This window comes from uncultured Helcococcus sp. (assembly GCF_946998255.1).
Classification (GTDB): Bacteria; Bacillota; Clostridia; order Tissierellales; family Peptoniphilaceae; genus Helcococcus.
In genome coordinates, this window is the sequence record NZ_CAMPYN010000003.1 from 1 (window position 1) to 19162 (window position 19162).

General features: G+C 32.7%; 10 protein-coding genes. All 10 read right to left on the reverse strand.

The genetic code is table 11. The features are described from left to right. The coding region (gene rpoC, locus Q0U66_RS00585; protein ID WP_297376372.1) for a DNA-directed RNA polymerase subunit beta' at window positions 1-2446 on the reverse strand (2446 nt) is incomplete at its 3' end. 23 nt (window positions 2447-2469) lie between these two features. Then, on the reverse strand, window positions 2470-6135 hold the full coding sequence (gene rpoB / locus Q0U66_RS00590; RefSeq protein ID WP_297376374.1) for a DNA-directed RNA polymerase subunit beta: 3666 nt from the start codon (window positions 6133-6135) through the stop codon (window positions 2470-2472). Window positions 6136-6402: 267 nt separating this feature from the next. After that, window positions 6403-9225, reverse strand: coding sequence for an excinuclease ABC subunit UvrA (gene uvrA / locus Q0U66_RS00595; protein ID WP_297376376.1), 2823 nt, complete (start codon window positions 9223-9225; stop codon window positions 6403-6405). Between the two features lie 9 nt (window positions 9226-9234). After that, window positions 9235-11211, reverse strand: coding sequence for an excinuclease ABC subunit UvrB (gene uvrB / locus Q0U66_RS00600; protein ID WP_297376378.1), 1977 nt, complete (start codon window positions 11209-11211; stop codon window positions 9235-9237). Window positions 11212-11222: 11 nt separating this feature from the next. After that, a complete protein-coding gene (locus tag Q0U66_RS00605; protein WP_297376380.1) occupies window positions 11223-12425 on the reverse strand; it encodes a S41 family peptidase in 1203 nt (400 codons plus the stop codon). Window positions 12426-12543: 118 nt separating this feature from the next. Continuing rightward, on the reverse strand, window positions 12544-13986 hold the full coding sequence (locus Q0U66_RS00610; protein ID WP_297376382.1) for a peptidoglycan DD-metalloendopeptidase family protein: 1443 nt from the start codon (window positions 13984-13986) through the stop codon (window positions 12544-12546). Then, window positions 13976-14902, reverse strand: coding sequence for a permease-like cell division protein FtsX (gene ftsX / locus Q0U66_RS00615; RefSeq protein WP_297376384.1), 927 nt, complete (start codon window positions 14900-14902; stop codon window positions 13976-13978). Before ftsX ends, Q0U66_RS00610 begins: the two co-directional genes overlap by 11 nt. Further along, window positions 14889-15575: a cell division ATP-binding protein FtsE gene (gene ftsE / locus Q0U66_RS00620; protein ID WP_297376386.1), complete on the reverse strand. Its 687-nt coding sequence runs from the start codon at window positions 15573-15575 to the stop codon at window positions 14889-14891. Before ftsE ends, ftsX begins: the two co-directional genes overlap by 14 nt. 85 nt (window positions 15576-15660) lie before the next feature. Next, a complete protein-coding gene (locus Q0U66_RS00625; RefSeq protein WP_297376388.1) occupies window positions 15661-17304 on the reverse strand; it encodes a formate--tetrahydrofolate ligase in 1644 nt (547 codons plus the stop codon). An 84-nt stretch (window positions 17305-17388) separates the two neighbouring features. Continuing rightward, complete coding sequence (gene pyk, locus Q0U66_RS00630; protein ID WP_297376390.1) at window positions 17389-19146, reverse strand: pyruvate kinase; 1758 nt, start codon at window positions 19144-19146, stop codon at window positions 17389-17391. Window positions 19147-19162 lie beyond the last annotated feature (16 nt).

A 19162-nucleotide genomic window follows, 5' to 3' on the forward strand; every position in this document is an offset into this window, starting at 1 on the left:
TTCTTCCAACTATCCTATCTCTTAATTTTTCAATTAATTCCTTGCCTTCATATATATCTGAAACTTCAATATATGAATTTGTTCCACAATCATCTTCACGTACAATTACATCTTGTGCAACGTCAACAAGTCTTCTTGTTAGGTATCCTGAGTCAGCAGTTCTTAAGGCTGTATCTGTTAGACCCTTTCTAGAACCGTGAGTAGAAATAAAGAATTCTTGTACTGATAAACCTTCACGGAAGTTAGCTTTAACTGGAATTTCTATAGTTCTACCTGTTGTAGAAGCCATCAGACCACGCATACCACCTAGCTGTCTAATTTGTCTTATGGAACCTCTAGCACCAGAGTTAGCCATTATAGCTATGGTATTTGTCTTGTCCAAGTCTTCCATTAGCGCATCTGTAACTTCATCAGTAGCATCTTCCCAAGTTTTAATTACTTGGTTGTATCTTTCTTCCTCGGTGTACATACCCATTTCTGTATATTCTTCTATTTCTAAAATCTTTTCATCAGCTCTTTCAACTATTTTTGCTTTTTCAGCTGGTATAGTAACATCCGCCATACCTATTGATATAGCAGCTTTTGTAGAATAATTGAAACCTGTTTTCTTGATGTAGTCAAGTAATCTTGCTGTTCTCATATTTCCATATTTATGGAATGACTTATCGATGATTTTAGATAACATTTTAGAATCAACCAATTGGTCTATTTCTAATGAATATGGGTCTTTCTTTCTATCAACAAATCCTAAATCTTGAGGTATTTCATTATTAAATATGAATCTACCTACAGTAGATTTAACTATTTGTCCCTTATCTTCATCATCTTTTTTAATTCTTAGACCTACAATTGAATGTAGGTTTATTAATTTGTTTTCATAAGCTTTAATAAGTTCATCGTAATCAGAAAATACGTAATCTGTTTCTTTAGATGTAAAATCTGATGTTAGATAATATACACCTAAAACCATATCTTGAGTAGGTGTAGTAATTGGCTTACCATCCTTTGGTGCAAGGATATTATTTGTTGACATCATCAACAATCTTGCTTCAGCTTGAGCTTCTGCTGATAATGGTAAGTGAACAGCCATTTGGTCACCGTCAAAGTCCGCATTATAGGCAGTACATACTAGAGGGTGTAACTTAATAGCCTTACCTTCTACTAAAATTGGTTCAAAAGCTTGAATACCTAATCTATGCAAGGTAGGAGCACGGTTTAGTAATACTGGATGATCTTTAATAACTTCTTCTAAAGCTCCCCATACTTCAGGATTTTTTCTTTCAACCATCTTCTTAGCAGACCTAATATTATTGGCTGTAGATGTCTCTACTAATCTTTCCATAATAAATGGTTTGAATAATTCTAAAGCCATGTCTTTAGGTAGACCACATTGGTAAATTTCTAGTTCTGGACCTACAACAATTACTGAACGTCCTGAATAGTCAACACGTTTACCTAGTAAGTTTTGTCTAAATCTACCTGTTTTACCCTTAAGCATATCTGAAAGAGATTTTAATGGTCTGTTTGAAGCCCCTGTTACAGGTCTTCCTCTTCTACCATTATCAATTAAAGCGTCAACAGATTCTTGTAACATTCTCTTTTCATTACGTACAATTATATCCGGAGCTCCAATTTCTAATAATCTCTTTAATCTGTTATTTCTATTAATAACTCTTCTATATAAGTCGTTTAAATCTGATGTTGCAAATCTACCACCTTCTAATTGAACCATTGGTCTTATATCTGGTGGAATAACTGGTAGGTTATGGAGAATCATCCATTCAGGCATATTACCTGAAGCTAAGAAAGCTTCAGTTACTTCTAATCTTCTAAGAATCCTAATTCTCTTTTGACCACTTGCATCCTCTGCTTCTTCAACTAATTCATCATGCAACTTATTCATATCTATTTCAGATAAAAGTTTACCTATGGCTTCTGCACCTATTCCAGCTACAAATTCATCACCATGATCCCTATATAGGTTCATATATTCATTTTCACTTAGAATTTGTTTGTAAGCTAATCCTTCAACTGTACCTGGATCAAGTACAATATAGTTTGCATAATAAAGAACTTTTTCTAGAGACTTAGGACTTAAATCTAGTAAAAGTCCCATCCTAGATGGTATTCCTTTGAAGTACCAAATGTGTGATACTGGAGCAGCAAGTTCAATATGCCCCATCCTTTCACGTCTAACTTTTGACTTGGTAACTTCTACACCACATTTTTCACATATAACGCCTTTGTATCTTATTCTTTTATATTTACCACAAGCACATTCATAGTCCTTAACTGGTCCGAATATTTTTTGACAGAATAGACCTTCTTTTTCAGGTTTTAATGTTCTATAATTTATAGTTTCTGGTTTTTTAACTTCTCCTCTTGACCAATCTCTGATCATGTCTGGTGAGGCTAAGCCAATTTGTATTGATGTAAAACTTGTCATTAAGAAGTGCTCCTTTCTCGAACTTACTTAATAAATGATTGGTCTTCTTCTTGCTCTACTTGATCTTTTTTCTCTTCATCAGCCATACGTTCAACTTGACGGAAATCATCGATTTCTTCAGTATTTTCAGCTAATTTAACTTCTTGGTTGTTTTCATCCAACAAGGTAACATTTAAGGCTAATGATTGAAGTTCTTTTGTTAGAACTTTAAATGATTCAGGCGTACCTGGTTCAGGTATGTTTTCACCCTTAACAACAGCTTCATAAGTCTTAACTCTACCATTTATATCGTCTGACTTAACAGTCATCATTTCTTGTAAGGTATGTGCGGCACCGTAAGCTTCAAGGGCCCAAACTTCCATTTCACCAAATCTTTGTCCACCAAATTGAGCCTTACCACCCAATGGTTGTTGGGTAACTAGTGAGTAAGGACCTGTAGACCTTGCGTGAATTTTCTCATCAACTAAGTGGTGTAATTTCAGCATGTACATGTAACCTACAGTAACAGGATTTTCAAATTCATCACCTGTTCTACCATCACGTAATCTAATCTTACCTGTCTTGTCATAGCCAGCTTTTTCTAATGTTTCTTCAATATCTTTATCTGAAGCACCATCAAATACTGGTGTAGCAACTCTCCAACCTAGTTTTTTAGCTGCTAGACCTAGGTGAACTTCTAAAACTTGTCCAATGTTCATACGTGAAGGAACCCCTAGTGGGTTTAAAACTATTTGAACTGGATCACCATTTGGTAAGAATGGCATGTCTTCAACAGGCATTATTCTTGAAACAACACCTTTGTTACCATGACGGCCACACATCTTATCACCAACTGAGATTTTTCTCTTAGTTGCTATATAAACTCTTATTACCTCATTAATACCAGGAGATAATTCATCTCCCTTTGATTTTGAATAATGTTTAATATCAACAACTACCCCAGCTTCACCATGAGGAACTCTTAATGAAGTATCTCTTACTTCTCTAGCTTTTTCACCAAAGATTGCTCTTAATAGTCTTTCCTCAGGAGAAAGTTCAGTTTCACCCTTAGGTGTAACCTTACCAACTAAGATGTCACCAGCTTGAACTTCAGCACCTATTCTTATGATTCCATCTTCATCAAGGTTCTTTCTCATATCTTCGCCTATTGAAGGTATATCTCTAGTAATATCTTCTGGTCCAAGTTTAGTTTCTCTAGCTTCTGCTGTATGTTCTTCAATATGAACAGATGTTAAAACATCATCAATTACTAATTTTTCACTTAATAACATGGCGTCTTCGTAGTTGTAACCTTCCCATGTCATGAAGGCTATTAGGATATTTTTACCTAAGGCCAATTCACCCATATCTGTTGAAGGACCATCAGCTATGATATCTCCAGCTTCTACATGGTCACCAACTTTTACTATTGGTCTTTGGTTTATAGTTGTACCTTGGTTGGCTCTCTTGAATTTAAGGATGCTATATTCATCCACTTTAGCACCAAATTCGTCAGCCTTATCTCTTCTAACTTCGATTCTTTCGTCACCTACATAAGTAACTGTTCCTGAACTTTTTGCGACCACAACAACTCCAGAGTCTTTAGCTGCCCTATGTTCAATACCTGTACCTATGATTGGAGATTCAGCTTTTAATAGAGGCACAGCTTGTCTCTGCATGTTTGCCCCCATCAAAGCACGGGTAGCATCGTCATTTTCTAAGAATGGTATCAAGGCTGCACCAACTGATACTATTTGTTGAGGTGAAACGTCCATGTAATCAATATCTTCTTTAAGGAATAAGTCGTTAACACCGTTGATACCTCTAGATGAAACTCTTTCATTTATAAAGTATCCATTTTCATCCAAAGGCTCGTTAGCTTGAGCTTTTATATAAATATCTTCCTCATCAGCAGTTAGGTAATGAATTTCATCTGTTACCCTACCTGTACCTTTGTCTACTTTTCTATATGGTGTTTCAATAAAACCATATTCATTAATTCTTCCATAAGTTGTTAAAGAAGTTATAAGCCCAATGTTTGGACCTTCAGGTGTTTCAATTGGACATACTCTACCATAGTGTGAAGTATGAACGTCCCTAACTTCATAACCAGCCCTATCTCTAGATAAACCACCTGGTCCTAAAGCTGATAATCTTCTCTTATGTGTCAATTCAGAGATTGGATTTGTTTGGTCCATAAATTGTGATAATTGTGAAGAACCAAAGAATTCTTTAATAGCAGCTGAAACTGGTCTATTATTTATCAAGTTGTGTGGAGTGAGCATATCAATATCAGAAGTAGTCATTCTTTCTCTGATTACTCTTTCCATTCTTGATAAACCAATTCTAAATTGGTTTTGTAATAATTCTCCTACTGATCTAACTCTTCTGTTACCTAAATGATCTATATCATCAATTTTGCCAACTCCTTGGTAAAGGTTTAATTGGTATGAGAATGATGCTATTAAATCATCTAAAATAACAGTGTTAGGAGAAATTAATTCTCTATTATCAACTAATAATTTTATCTTGTCTTTATCAGACATATCATCTGTGAATTTATCGATTAAGTCCACCATTGATGGATAGTGTACTTTTTCTGAAATTCTTAAAGCAGAAAGGTCTAAATCCAAATCTTTTAACTCATCAAACACTTCTATAGATACAAAGTTGTTCCCTACTACTCTTGTAATTTCTTCTGATTCAGGATTCAACTTAATATCTACTGAATTTATACCTGCATTTTCAATCTCGATAGCCTTGTCTAAGCTAATAAATTCATCTTTATTTAATAATATTTCACCATATTCGTCTATGATGTCATTTGCTGCATATTTTTCTCTTATCCTATTTCTAATAGCAAGTTTTTTATTGAATGTATATCTTCCTGCTTTTGAAAGGTCATATCTCTTAGGGTCAAAGAATAAATTATTTAATAAACTTGTTGCAGCTTCTACTGAAGCAGGATCACCAGGTTTTAATTTTTTATAAATTTCAATAAGAGCTTCATCTTTATTTCTTGAAACTTCTTTTTCTAAGGTATCAGATAATACTTCAGACTCACCAAAAACATCAATTATTTCATCTGTAGTATCAAAGGCCAAAGCTCTCATAAAGGTTGTGGCTGGCAATTTTCTGGTCCTATCAACTCTTATAGTTAAAGCACCATATGCATCTGTATCATATTCTATCCAAGCTCCTCTGTTAGGTATAACTGTTGAGGAAATAGTCTTTTTACCATTTTTATCATAGTCTTCACTATAATAAACACCAGGAGACCTTACTAATTGTGATACAACAACTCTTTCAGCCCCATTTATAATAAATGTCCCATTTTCAGTCATAAGTGGAAAATCATCCATAATAAGAACTTCTTGTTCTTTTATCTCTTTTGGTTTTCCATCTTCTAATATAATAAGACGTACATTTACCCTCATTTTTTTTGAGTATGTAACATCCCTATCTTTAGATTCTTGTTCAGAATATTTAGGTTCTTCATCAAATTTATAATCTAAAAATTGTAAAAGAATATTCCCAGAATGGTCTAAAATTGGTGAAATGTCATCGAACACTTCTTTTATACCATCTTTCAAGAACCATTTATATGAACCCTTTTGAATTTCTAACAAATTAGGTAATTCTAAAGCTTCAGCAATTCTTGAAAAACTTTCTCTTTCTCTCTTACCATACATAATTGTATGATTATTCATATATGCCACCTCTCATTTGGTATATTCATCGGATTTTGGCCGTTTAGTAACAGAACTTTCTAACACAAAAAACAAAAATTGGCCCACTTATCCATTTTTGTTTTATATTTAGTATTCAAACAATATATCACTATAAAAGACAAATGTCAATATTTTTTTCACTTAAAAGTTAAAAAATATTAACATTTGAAACATTTTCATTAATTTGTGATTGTTTTCTTACTTTATCTTCAACAAATAAGAATAAAATAAATTAAATAAAATTCTTTATAGATATTTTTTTAGATATTTACCCGTATATGATTCTTTTACTTTAACCACTTCTTCAGGCGTCCCTTCAGCAACTATGTGACCACCTCCGTCACCACCTTCTGGTCCTAAGTCTATTATGTGGTCTGCTATTTTTATTACATCTAAATTATGTTCAATAACTATTACTGTATTACCTTGATCAACCAACCTATCAAGAACCTTAACTAGTTTATGAATATCTGCTGTATGCAAGCCAGTAGTAGGCTCATCTAATACATAAATTGTATTTCCTGTCGATTGCTTTGATAATTCTGTAGATAGTTTAATTCTTTGAGCTTCCCCACCTGATAATTCTGTGGATGGTTGGCCTAATTTAATGTAAGATAAACCTACATCATATAAGGTTTGAAGCTTTCTTTTTATAGGTGGATGATTTTTGAAAAATTCTAATCCTTCTTCAACAGTCATTTCAAGGACATCAGATATGTCTTTATCCTTGTATTTAACTTGCAAGGTTTCCCTATTATACCTCTTACCACCGCAAACTTCACAAGGTACATAGACATCAGGTAAAAAGTGCATTTCTACTTTAATCACTCCATCACCCTTACAGTGTTCACACCTACCACCTTTGACATTAAAGGAAAATCTTCCCTTGTCATAACCTCTCATTTTTGCTTCATTGGTCATAGCGAAAACATCTCTTATAGCATCAAAGGCCTTTGTATAAGTAACAGGGTTAGACCTTGGCGTCCTTCCTATAGGGCTTTGGTCTATTTGTATAACCTTATCAATGGTATCAATTCCTTCAATTCCATCGTTTTCGCCTACAGGATACCTAGAATGGTGCAAATGTTTCATTAGACCATTGTAGAGAGTTTGATTAATTAAGGATGATTTTCCTGATCCTGAAACACCAGTTACAACAGTAAGTACACCTAAAGGAATATTAACATCTATATTTTTTAAATTGTTATGTTTAGCTCCTTTAACTTTGATTTCACCAGTTTTTTCCCTTCTTTTTTCAGGAACTGGAATGAATTTTCTCTTTGATAAGTAGTCGGCAGTTATAGAATTTTTAGCCTTTAATATTTCATTATAAGTACCTTGAAATACTATCTCTCCACCATGCAAACCTGCGCCTGGACCTATATCTACAATCATATCAGCTTCTTTCATTGTATCTTCATCATGTTCTACCACTATCAAAGTGTTTCCTAAGTCTGTTAGGTTTCTCAAAGAAGCTAAAAGCTTATCATTATCTCTTTGGTGAAGACCTATACTTGGCTCATCCAAAACATATACAACTCCTACTAAACCTGCCCCAATTTGAGTCGCAAGTCTAATTCTTTGTGACTCACCACCTGATAAACTTCCTGCATATCTTGACATGGTCAAGTAATCTAGGCCAACCTCTATTAAAAATTCTAACCTTGCTAGGACTTCTTTCAATATTGGTTCAGCAATTTTTTGGTCAGCCTTTGAAAATTTTAATTTTTTAACCCATTCATATGAATCTCTAATAGGCATATCAGTTAAGTCAATAATATTCATTTCATTTATAGTAATAGCAAGAATTTCAGGTTTTAACTTTTTACCATTACATGATTTACATACTATTTCAGAAGTAAATTCTTCAATTTTATCTTTCATAGCCTTAGACATAGTTTGTCTAGACCTTCTAGATAAGTTTTCAACAACACCTTCCCAAAGGATACGCTTTTTATCTCTACCAGATGATTTGAAATGAGAATCAAAAGACACTTCAATAGAATTTTTTGCTCCATATAAAATTTCATCTATTAGCGTCTTTGGCAAGTCTTTAAAGGGGGTTTCTTCATTATAGCCATTTATATTAAGCAAATTGTTGAAAATTTCATAATAATATGAGCCTGGCTTTGCAGTATTGTATGGCACTATAGCTCCCTCAGACAAGGATAAAGAATAGTCAGGTATAACTAATTCAGGATCTATTGATTTATGAAATCCGAGACCGTCACATTCCTCACATGCGCCATAAGGAGCATTAAAAGAAAACATTCTTGGTGATATCTCTCCAAGCGACATATGACCATTTGGGCATGATAAACTTGATGACATTGTAAAGTCTTCACCATCTACCAGGTGAACTAATACCAGTCCATCCGACATTTCTAAACTAGTTTCTAAAGAGGAGCTTAGTCTTGACTCTAAGCCTTCTTTCACAACTAATCTGTCAACCACGATTTCTATATCATGCTTTTTATTTTTTTCTAATTCAATTTCGTCCATTGATAGGTCATAAACTTCACCATCGACTCTTATTCTCATAAATCCTTGTTTTTTAATATTCTCAAGCAACTTTTTATGCTCGCCTTTTTTACCAGTCACAACTGGAGACATAAGCATCAGTCTGGTCTTTTCCTCTAGAGTCATTATCCTGTCAACCATTTGATCAACAGTCATGGCTTGGATTACTTCACCACAAACTGGACAATGTGGAATACCCACCTTGGCATATAATAGTCTTAGGTAGTCATATATTTCAGTAACAGTTCCAACAGTAGACCTAGGGTTTCTATTGGTAGTTTTTTGGTCAATAGATATAGAAGGCGATAAACCTTCGATTGATTCAACATCCGGCTTGTCCATCTGACCTAAAAATTGTCTAGCATATGAAGATAATGATTCTACATATCTTCTTTGTCCTTCCGCATAAATAGTGTCAAAGGCTAATGATGATTTTCCTGATCCGGATAAACCGGTGAAAACTACCATCTTATCCCTAGGAATAGTTAAATCGATTCCTTTAAGATTGTTAGCTTTGGCATCCTTGATTATAATTTTATCTAAAGTCATTTTTCTCCTTTATATTCCATATTCATCTTTTAACTTTCGAATTTGATCTCTTAGGTCTGCTGCTCTTTCAAAGTCTAAGCTTTCAGCTGATTTCATCATCTCTTCTTCTAGGTTAACAATTATCTCATGGAGTTGTTCAGATGATACAGAACTTGTACTTGTATCAAATTCAACCTCATCTTCAGCTGCCATTGATACAGTTGTAATATCTGTAATATCTTTCAATATTGATTTAGGTTCAATTCCATGGTCTTCATTATATTTCTCTTGTATTTGTCTTCTTCTAGCAGTTTCATCCATAGCTTGCTTCATAGACTTAGTAATAGTATCTGCATACATCAAGACTTTACCTTCTGCGTTCCTAGCAGCCCTACCTATAGTCTGTATTAGTGAAGTTTCAGACCTTAAAAAACCTTCCTTGTCAGCATCCATAATTGCTATTAAAGAAACTTCCGGTAGGTCAAGCCCCTCTCTTAATAGGTTAATTCCTACTAAAACATCATATTTACCTAATCTTAGGTCTCTTAAAATTTCAACCCTTTCAATAGTATCTATGTCAGAATGCAAGTAGGTTACCTTAATTCCTAAGTCTTTCATGAAATCAGTTAAGTCCTCCGCCATCCTTTTAGTTAGAGTAGTCACCAGAGTCCTATAACCTTTTTGAGTATTAGCCTGTATTTCATTCATAAGATCATCAACTTGGTTTTCTGTAGGTCTAACTTCCACCAAAGGATCCAAAAGACCAGTAGGTCTAATTATTTGTTCGACTTGTCTAGTTTGATGTTCTTTTTCATAAGTTCCAGGAGTTGCTGATACAAATACAGCTTGGTTGATTAAAGATTCAAACTCATTAAATTTTAACGGCCTATTATCTAAGGCTGATGGCAATCTGAAACCATAATCTACAAGATTTTGTTTTCTTGACCTGTCTCCCTCATACATGCCACCTACTTGTGGTATGGTTACATGAGACTCATCAACTAATAAAAGCCAGTCATCATCGAAATAATCTAGTAAGGTATATGGTCTAGAACCTGGAGCCCTTTGTGATAAATGTCTAGAATAGTTTTCTATACCTGATGTAAATCCAACTTCAGTTAACATTTCTATATCATACAAGGTTCTTTGTTCTAATCTCTGAGCTTCTAATAATTTGTTTTGAGACTTAAGTTCTTTTAGTCTTTCTTCTAATTCTTCTGATATTGATTTTACAGCTGCATTGATTTTATCCCTGGAAGTTGCATAGTGAGATGCTGGGAAAATCATAATATGATTTAATTGACTTAAAACTTCCCCTGTAAGAGAATTCACTTCAAGAATTCTATCAATTTCATCTCCAAAAAATTCGACCCTGTACATATTTTCAGTAGCATTAGCTGGGAAGATATCCAAAACATCTCCCCTTAATCTAAAGGTACCACGAGAAAAATCAATATCATTCCTTGTAAATTGAATATTGATCAATTTTTTCATGACCTCTTCTCTTGAAATTTCAGTATTTGGTCTCAATGAAACCATCATGTGTTCATAATCTATAGGATCTCCTAGTCCATATATACAAGAAACAGATGATACTATGATTACATTTCTTCCTTCAAACAAGGAAGCTGTAGCAGAATGTCGCATCTTATCAATTTCATCATTAACAGAAGAATCTTTTGCTATATATGTATCAGTTGCAAAAACATAGGCTTCTGGTTGGTAATAGTCATAATAAGATACAAAGTACTCAACCCTATCTTCCGGGAAAAACTCTTTAAACTCTTGGTACAATTGATAGGCTAAGGTCTTATTATGAGCCAGCACCAAGGTTGGTTTTTCATAATTTTGAATTATATTAGCCATGGTAAAAGTTTTACCTGACCCAGTAACACCCTTTAAAGTCTGAAATTTATCTCCATTCTTCAATCCCTTCACCAATTGATTTATAGCATTTGGCTGGTCTCCCATAGGAGTATATTTTGATTGTAAATTAAATAAAGTCATTTATAATCCTTTTATTTTAATAATTCTATAGCTTTTTTTAATTGTTTATCTTCTTCAATGTTTTCTGGACCAATAATTTTAACTTCTTTAGATAATTCAACAGGATAATCAGGTTTTATTCCTTCCCCATGAATTTTATTTCCATTTGGAGTGAAAAATTCAGCAACAGTCAATTTGATTCCTTCTTTTTTCCCATTGTTAAATACAGGATAAATCTGTTGAATAACACCTTTACCAAAACTTGTTTCCCCAACTAGCTTAGCCCTATTGTTATCTTGCAAGGCACCAGATAAAACTTCTGAAGCAGAAGCTGACCCTTTATTTATAAGGACAGTCATAGGCAAGTCCATCTTTCCGTCTTTGCTACGAATTTCTTCATTATTCTTATCATCTTTATATTTTACTGATATTACAACTCCATCATCTAATAAATAATCGGCTATTTCTTGAGCAACATTAAGCAATCCGCCTGGATTGTTTCTTAAATCAAAGACTAAACTTTTTGCTCCTTTTGCCTTTAAATCCTCAACAGCTGCGATAAAATCTTTGGCAGATTTTTCTTGAAATCCAGTAAGTAAAACATATCCAATATTTTCTTCTAGCATTTTAGAATGAACTGTTTGTACACTGATTATCTCTCTTTTTATTTCTAAATCAAGGACCTCTTGATCTGTACCCTTACCTCTAAGGAGGGTTATATTAACTTCACTGCCTGCTTCACCTCTCATAACCTTTACCGCCTTTTCTAAATCTTCAGCAGCAAATTTTTCTCCATTTATGTGAGTGATATAATCACCAGGTTGTATACCTGCCTTGTCTCCAGGTGTGTCTTTAATCGGTGCTACAACTTCTATAAATCCATTTGAAGATGCGGTAACTTGTATACCTATACCACCAAATTCTCCTTGAGTATCTTCCATCAAAGATTTAAACTCTTCTTCATTGAAATAAACAGAATAAGGATCGTCTAGTGAGGATAGGATTCCTTTATAAATACCAGTTTCCATCTTCTCTTTATCTATATCACCTATGTAGTTTTTATCAATATTATCAACTATAGAGTCTATATTTGTTAAAATCTTTTCATTAGATATAGTACTATCTACACCTACATTATTATCAAAACTTCTTGAATATTTTCCTAATCCAAAACTAAAGACACTAACTAATCCCAGTATTAGAGCCAATGTTATCCCTTTAACTTTTTTATTCATTTTTACATCTTCCTTTCAACACTATATCTATATATTATACCACTTATAAGAAATCTCACTCTTTAAATTAAAACAAGTAAAAAGGATATTGATTTTTATCAATACCCTTTTATTCATCCTATCTAATGTATGGTAGTGGATCTACTTTTCTTCCATTTATCCTAACTTCAAAGTGAAGATGAGGTCCTGTAGAATATCCTGTTGATCCCATAGTTCCTATAATTTGTCCTCTAGAAACACTTTGTCCAACCGATACATTTATTGATTTCATGTGTAAATAAGCTGTTGATATTCCATTGGAATGCCTGATAACTACATAATTGTTACTACCAGAATATAGACCACCATAAGTTTGATTTGGGAATGGATAATTAACTCTCTCTATAACTCCACTTTCAGCGGCATATATAGGCGTCCCCGCTGGTCCTGCAATATCTAACCCCCAATGGTAATTAGATAAGCCAGCAACTGGAGCTCTTCTAGGACCAAAGTATGATGTTATCCTTGTAGCAGCTGTAGGCCAAGCTAATTGTCCTGAAAACTTATAGTTATTATTAACACTTCCATACCTATCACTTGCATCTGTTAACCTAGATTCAGCATTTTGTTTTCTTCTTCTTGCTGCATCAGCTTCAGCTTTTCTTTTAGCCTCTTCAGCAGCTCTAATTTTAGCTTCTTCAGTCCTTATTTCATTTTCTATTTTTCTAATTTCTGAACTTAACTCAGTTCTTTGATTAGCAAGCTTAGATTTTTCTTTTAATCTTTCATCTAAACCTTCTTGATATTTAGAGATTTCGTCATTAATACTTGCTAACTCTTCATATTTTTCACTTTCTTCTTCTTTAACTTTATCAAGCAAAATATTTTGAGCAGATTTTTGATTTTCTAAATAAAGCTTTTCTTTTTCACTATTATCCTTAGATATTTCAAGTGAAGTTTTATCACCCTTTAACTCAACTAATAAGGCATCAAGTCTTTCCTTGTCTTTTTTAAGGCTTTCTATAAGTTTTTTATCAAATTCAGTGATTGTTGTAATCATCTTACTTCTACTTAAAAAATCTGTTATATCTTCTGAAGTCAATAAGATTTCAACTTTTTCTGCATCACCAATTTTATAAGATATTCTCAATCTTTCTCTTAAAAGTGTTGTGTTTTCTTCAATTCTATTTTTAATATTTTCTATTTCATCTTCTTTAGATTTTATTTCATTACTTATTTCAATTATTTGTGTATCTAATTGATAAATAGCATTTATTGTAACTTGAATGTCCTCATTCAATGTTTTGATTTGATCTTCTAAAGCATTTTTTTCTGAAGATAGATTGGATATGATTGAGTTTACATCAGCTTTTTCGCTTTCTCTACTCTTTATTCTATTTTTATAAGTATTGATCTCTTTTTCTTCATTGCTTATTTTATTTTCTATCTGGTTTAAATTTCTTTTTCTATCCTGCAAATTTCTATTTAAACTATTTGTAGCATAGACTTGTTGACCAGACAATACAATAGATGCTGTTAAAGCTAAAGCACATACTTTTCTCTTAGTGTTTTTAGTCAACATAATTAACCTCTCTATCTAATAAATACTTTCTTATTGAAAATACTGATCCGATAATACCAATACCCAGACCCAAAGCCATAAATATATATAATAATGGCAATTGATATAAATTAGGTCTTATTAAATTTAGTATTGATAAGTTATCCGATAATTTATTTGCGAAATTTTCATAAATAAATTTATATAGGAAATATACAGCTAAATAACTCAAGCCGGAGGCTAGTACACTAAAGAATACTCCTTCTATTAAGAATGGTATTCTTATATATGAGTTTGTAGCCCCAACATTTTTCATAATAGCTATCTCATTTTTCCTAGAAAATACAGTTAATTTAATAGTATTTGAAATAATGAAAATTGAAACAAATATTAGCACTAAAACTAAAATAGTTCCAAATATTTTTGTATAGTTTGAGATTTTAGATATTTGTGATACTAGCTTATTATAATAGTTTATATCTTCTACGATATTCTCATCTTTTATAGCATTTACAAATTCATCAGCTTCTTCAATATTTTCTAAACTAACTATAAATGAAGCAGGTAAAAGACCCTCATAATCTACACTTTCTAAAAGATGGGCATCTTTTCCCCAAGATTTTTTCATTAATTCTAAGGCCTCTTCTGATGACCTAAATTCAACTGTTTTTGCTATGTTTATAGAGTCAATTTTAGTCCTTAAGTTTTCAATATCTACTTTTGAAGCCTCATTTACTATATAAACTTCAACATCATTGACTTTTCTTTCTACTTGCAGGGACATGTTATTAACTGTGACAGTGATAATAGTTATTATACCTATTATAAATAAAGTAAAGAAAGTTGAAGTAACGGATATTAATCCCATATTTTTATTTTTCCAAATACCTTTTATTCCTTCTTTAAAGGTATTGAAGAATTTTCTAATAGATTTCATCTAGATAACCTCCCACAGAGTCTCTGACTATTTTACCATTAGAAACTGTAATAACTCTTTTTTTCATTTCATCAACAATTTCTTTTGAATGGGTATTTATGATTACCGTAGTCCCCTTTTGATTTATTTCATCAAAGTAATTCATGATTTCCCAGGCTGTATCTGGATCAAGGTTTCCTGTCGGCTCATCAGCCAGTAGCACCTTAGGTTTAATAGATAAGGCTCTTGCTATTGAGATTCTTTGCATCTCACCACCAGATAATTCATTTGGATAAGCCTTAGACCTGTCTTTTAATGATACAAGTTCTAAAACTTCATTAATCCTTTTTTTCTTGTTTTTTCTTGATAAGCCTTGAGCATCCAAAACAAACTCTATATTTTCATATACAGTCCTATTTGGAAGGAGCCTAAAATCTTGGAATACTACCCCTACTTGTTTTCTTATCTTAGGAATAATTCTCCTTGAAACTTTAGTAATTTCTTCACCATCTAAATATATATGACCTTCATCTGGATCAATTTCTTTCAAAATCAATTTTGTAATAGTTGATTTCCCAGCTCCTGAAGCTCCAGTTATAAAGACAAATTCGCCCTTATGTATATGGAAAGAAACATCATCTAAAGCTGTAATGTTGTCTTCATATAATTTTTTTACATTTTCAAATTTTATCATACTTACCTACCTTCAATTAGTATAACATAAAAGTTACAAAAAGGTTAAGAAAAGTATACAAGAAACTATTCACATAAACAAAACTTTAAAATATATTTATTATATTGTTATCTTCATCCAAATCAATTTCTAAAGCATTTGGTTTATTATTTAATCCTGGCATGGTCAATACTTTATTTAAATAGACAACTATAAAACCTGCTCCACTCTTTACTTTTAAGTCTTGAACCAATATATTAAAATTTTTAGGCCTTCCTTTTAACATAGGATTATCAGATAATGATTTTTCTGTTTTAGCTACACAAATAGACAACTTACTAAAACTACTAGATTTAATATCTTTAAGTTTGTCCAAAGCCTTATCAGAATAATCTACACCATCCGCTCCATATATTTGCTTAGCAATTTTTTCTATTTTAAGATCTAAATCATCTTTATCTTCATAAGTATACTTAATATCTCTCTTATTATCTTCTATTAAATCTATAGATTTTTCAGCTAAGTCAATAGCTCCTTCACCACCCTTTGACCAAACTTCCGTTAATGAAAATTCAATGTTTTTTTCTATAGCCCAAGTCTTCATAAAATCTATTTCTTTTTCACTATCATTTTTATAAAGATTTAAAGCTACAATTACTGGCAAATTAAAACTTTGCATGTTTTCAATATGTTTTTCTAGGTTTTTTATTCCTTTTTCTAAGGCATCTATGTTTTCTTCAGTTAAGGATTCTTCATCTTGGCCACCATGCAATTTAATAGCTTTTATTGTGGCTACAACAACAGCTAATTTAGGTTTAAGACCGGATATCCTAGATTTGATATTCATAAATTTTTCACCACCCAGGTCTGCACCAAATCCAGCTTCAGTTACTACATAATCCCCAAGTGCTAAAGCAGTTTTACTAGCAATCACAGAATTGCAACCATGGGCTATATTAGCGAATGGACCACCATGGATAATAGCAGGATTATTTTCTAGGGTCTGTACAAGATTAGGTTTAAAAGCATCTTTCAACAAGGCTGTGGCTACACCTTCTGCTCCTAAGTCTTTTACAAATATAGGAGTATTATCCTTTTTGTAGCCTATCAAAATATTAGATATTCTATTTTTCAAATCCTTATAATCTGTGGCTAGGCATACTATGGCCATCAATTCAGATGCAACGCTTATATCAAAGGAACTAGCTCTTTCATTATCCTTGCCAACATAGATATCAATGGACCTTAAAGCTCTTTCATTCATATCCATTACATAATTAAATTCAACTTGATCAAAGCCTAACTCATTACCGAAAAATATATGGTTATTAATCAAAGCCATTATGGCATTATGAGCACTAGTTATTGCATGGAAGTCACCTGTAAAGTGGAGGTTTATATCTTCCATAGGGACTATTTGTGCATAGCCACCTCCGGTAGCTCCACCTTTTCTTCCAAGGACTGGACCTAAAGATGGTTCCCTAAGAGCAACAATAGATTTTTTTCCTAATTTATTTAAAGCATCAGATAAGCCTATAGTGATTGTAGACTTACCTTCACCTGCCTTTGTAGGATTTATAGAAGTAACTAAAATTAAATTTCCATCATCACTTTCATAGCTAGATTTATTGATCTTAGCCTTATAATCACCGTAAAGAATTATGTCTTCTTCTTTTAAATTAATTTTACTTGCTACATCCTTTATTTTTAACTTTTTAGCTAATCTTGAAATTTCATAATCTGATTTCATTTTCACCTCATTGAATAAATAAATTATCAAAAATGAAAGATCCTAGATTTAATAACCTAGGATCTCATTTATTGATTTATATTTTTAGATTACGCTTGCTGAACCTTCGTATACTATTCCAGCAAAAGCGTCTAAGGTTACTAATTCACCATTACCAATTGTACTTGTAGCCTTATCTGCACCAATTATAGCTGGTAACTTATAATGAAGAGCTGTAATTGCAGCATGTGATGTTAAACCACCTTGTTCTACAATGATGCCTGATGATTTTTCAATATATTTAACCATATCTGCATCAGTGTAAGGAGCTACAATTATATCTCCTTCTTGGAATTTACCTTCTAATTCTTCAGCTTTAGAAACAACGCAAGCTCTTGAAACAACTGATCCTCTACCAATTGCTTGACCTTGGGATAAGATATTAGCAACTGTGTGAACCTTAATCATATTAGTTGATCCTGGTGTAGCTGCTGGTATACCTGCTGTAAGAACAACCAAGTCACCTTCTTTAATGTATCCATTTTTCAATGCTTCTGAAACAGAGTTATCAATTAATTGGTCTGTTTCATCAACTTTTTTAGTTAAAATAGGATTTACACCCCATGCTAAGGCTAGTTTTCTAGCAACTCTTTCATTGTGGGTTGTAACTACTAATGGATTTTCTGGTCTAAACTTAGATATAGCTCTAGCTGTTGTACCAGATGTTGTGGCAGCAACTATCGCTGCTGCATGTAATTGAGATGCTATTCTTGTAACTGAATTTGAAATAGCATTTGTTGGATCTGCTTGAATCCATTCTGTTCTCTTACTATTAGCATTTTTAAAGTCTATTGAAGCTTCTGTATCCTTAGCAATTTTAACCATTTGTTTTACAGTTTCAACTGGATACTTACCAGCTGCTGTTTCTCCAGATAACATAACTGCATCTGAACCGTCTAAAATAGCATTTGCTACGTCGTTAACTTCCGCTCTTGTAGGTCTTGGGTTTATTGTCATAGAATCTAACATTTGTGTAGCTGTTATAACTGGTTTACCAGCTAAGTTACATTTTCTAATGATATCTTTTTGAACTAGAGGCACTTTTGAGTTTTCTATTTCTACACCAAGGTCCCCTCTAGCAACCATAATACCATCTGAAACTTCTATAATTTCATCTAAGTTTTCAACACCTTCTTCAGATTCAATCTTAGAAATAATGTGTACATCTTCTCCACCACAATCTTCTAAAACTTCTCTGATAGCCATAACGTCTTCAGCTTTTCTGATAAATGATGCAGCTATAAAGTCAATACCATTTTCCACACCAAATTTAATATCGTTCATATCTTTTTCAGTTAAGGCTGGTAGGTTAATTTTTATACTTGGAGCATTTAATCCTTTTCTATCTTTGATAGCTCCGTAGTTAACTACTTCTGTATGAATTTCTGTACCATCAATTTCTTCAACTAAGAATTCAACTAGACCGTCATCAACTAAAATTCTTGATCCAACAGATAGGTCACTTGGTAAGTCTTTATATGACACTGAAACTATTGATTCATCACCTTCAATATCTCTTGTAGTAAATGTAAATTTATCACCTTGTGATAAGCTTACAACCATACCATCTTTGAAAGTACCAATTCTGATTTCTGGTCCTTTTGTATCTAGCATTATACCAACGTGTTTTCCTAATTGTCTTCTAACTTTTTTAATGTTTTCAATTCTTTCTAAATGTTCAGCATGGTCACCGTGTGAGAAGTTTAGACGGGTAACATTCATACCAGCTTCCATTAAAGCTCTTAATTTTTCTGGTGACTCACTAGCTGGTCCAATAGTACATACAATTTTTGTTTTCTTCATTTTAGTCTCCTAACTT

Coding starts and splice junctions, on each gene's coding strand:
- Q0U66_RS00605 (WP_297376380.1), bottom strand. CDS start 12,425: ATGAATAAAAAAGTTAAAGGGATAACATTGGCTCTAATACTGGGATTA.
- pyk (WP_297376390.1), bottom strand. CDS start 19,146: ATGAAGAAAACAAAAATTGTATGTACTATTGGACCAGCTAGTGAGTCA.
- Q0U66_RS00610 (WP_297376382.1), bottom strand. CDS start 13,986: ATGTTGACTAAAAACACTAAGAGAAAAGTATGTGCTTTAGCTTTAACA.
- ftsE (WP_297376386.1), bottom strand. CDS start 15,575: ATGATAAAATTTGAAAATGTAAAAAAATTATATGAAGACAACATTACA.
- uvrA (WP_297376376.1), bottom strand. CDS start 9,225: ATGACTTTAGATAAAATTATAATCAAGGATGCCAAAGCTAACAATCTT.
- Q0U66_RS00625 (WP_297376388.1), bottom strand. CDS start 17,304: ATGAAATCAGATTATGAAATTTCAAGATTAGCTAAAAAGTTAAAAATA.
- uvrB (WP_297376378.1), bottom strand. CDS start 11,211: ATGACTTTATTTAATTTACAATCAAAATATACTCCTATGGGAGACCAG.
- rpoB (WP_297376374.1), bottom strand. CDS start 6,135: ATGAATAATCATACAATTATGTATGGTAAGAGAGAAAGAGAAAGTTTT.
- ftsX (WP_297376384.1), bottom strand. CDS start 14,902: ATGAAATCTATTAGAAAATTCTTCAATACCTTTAAAGAAGGAATAAAA.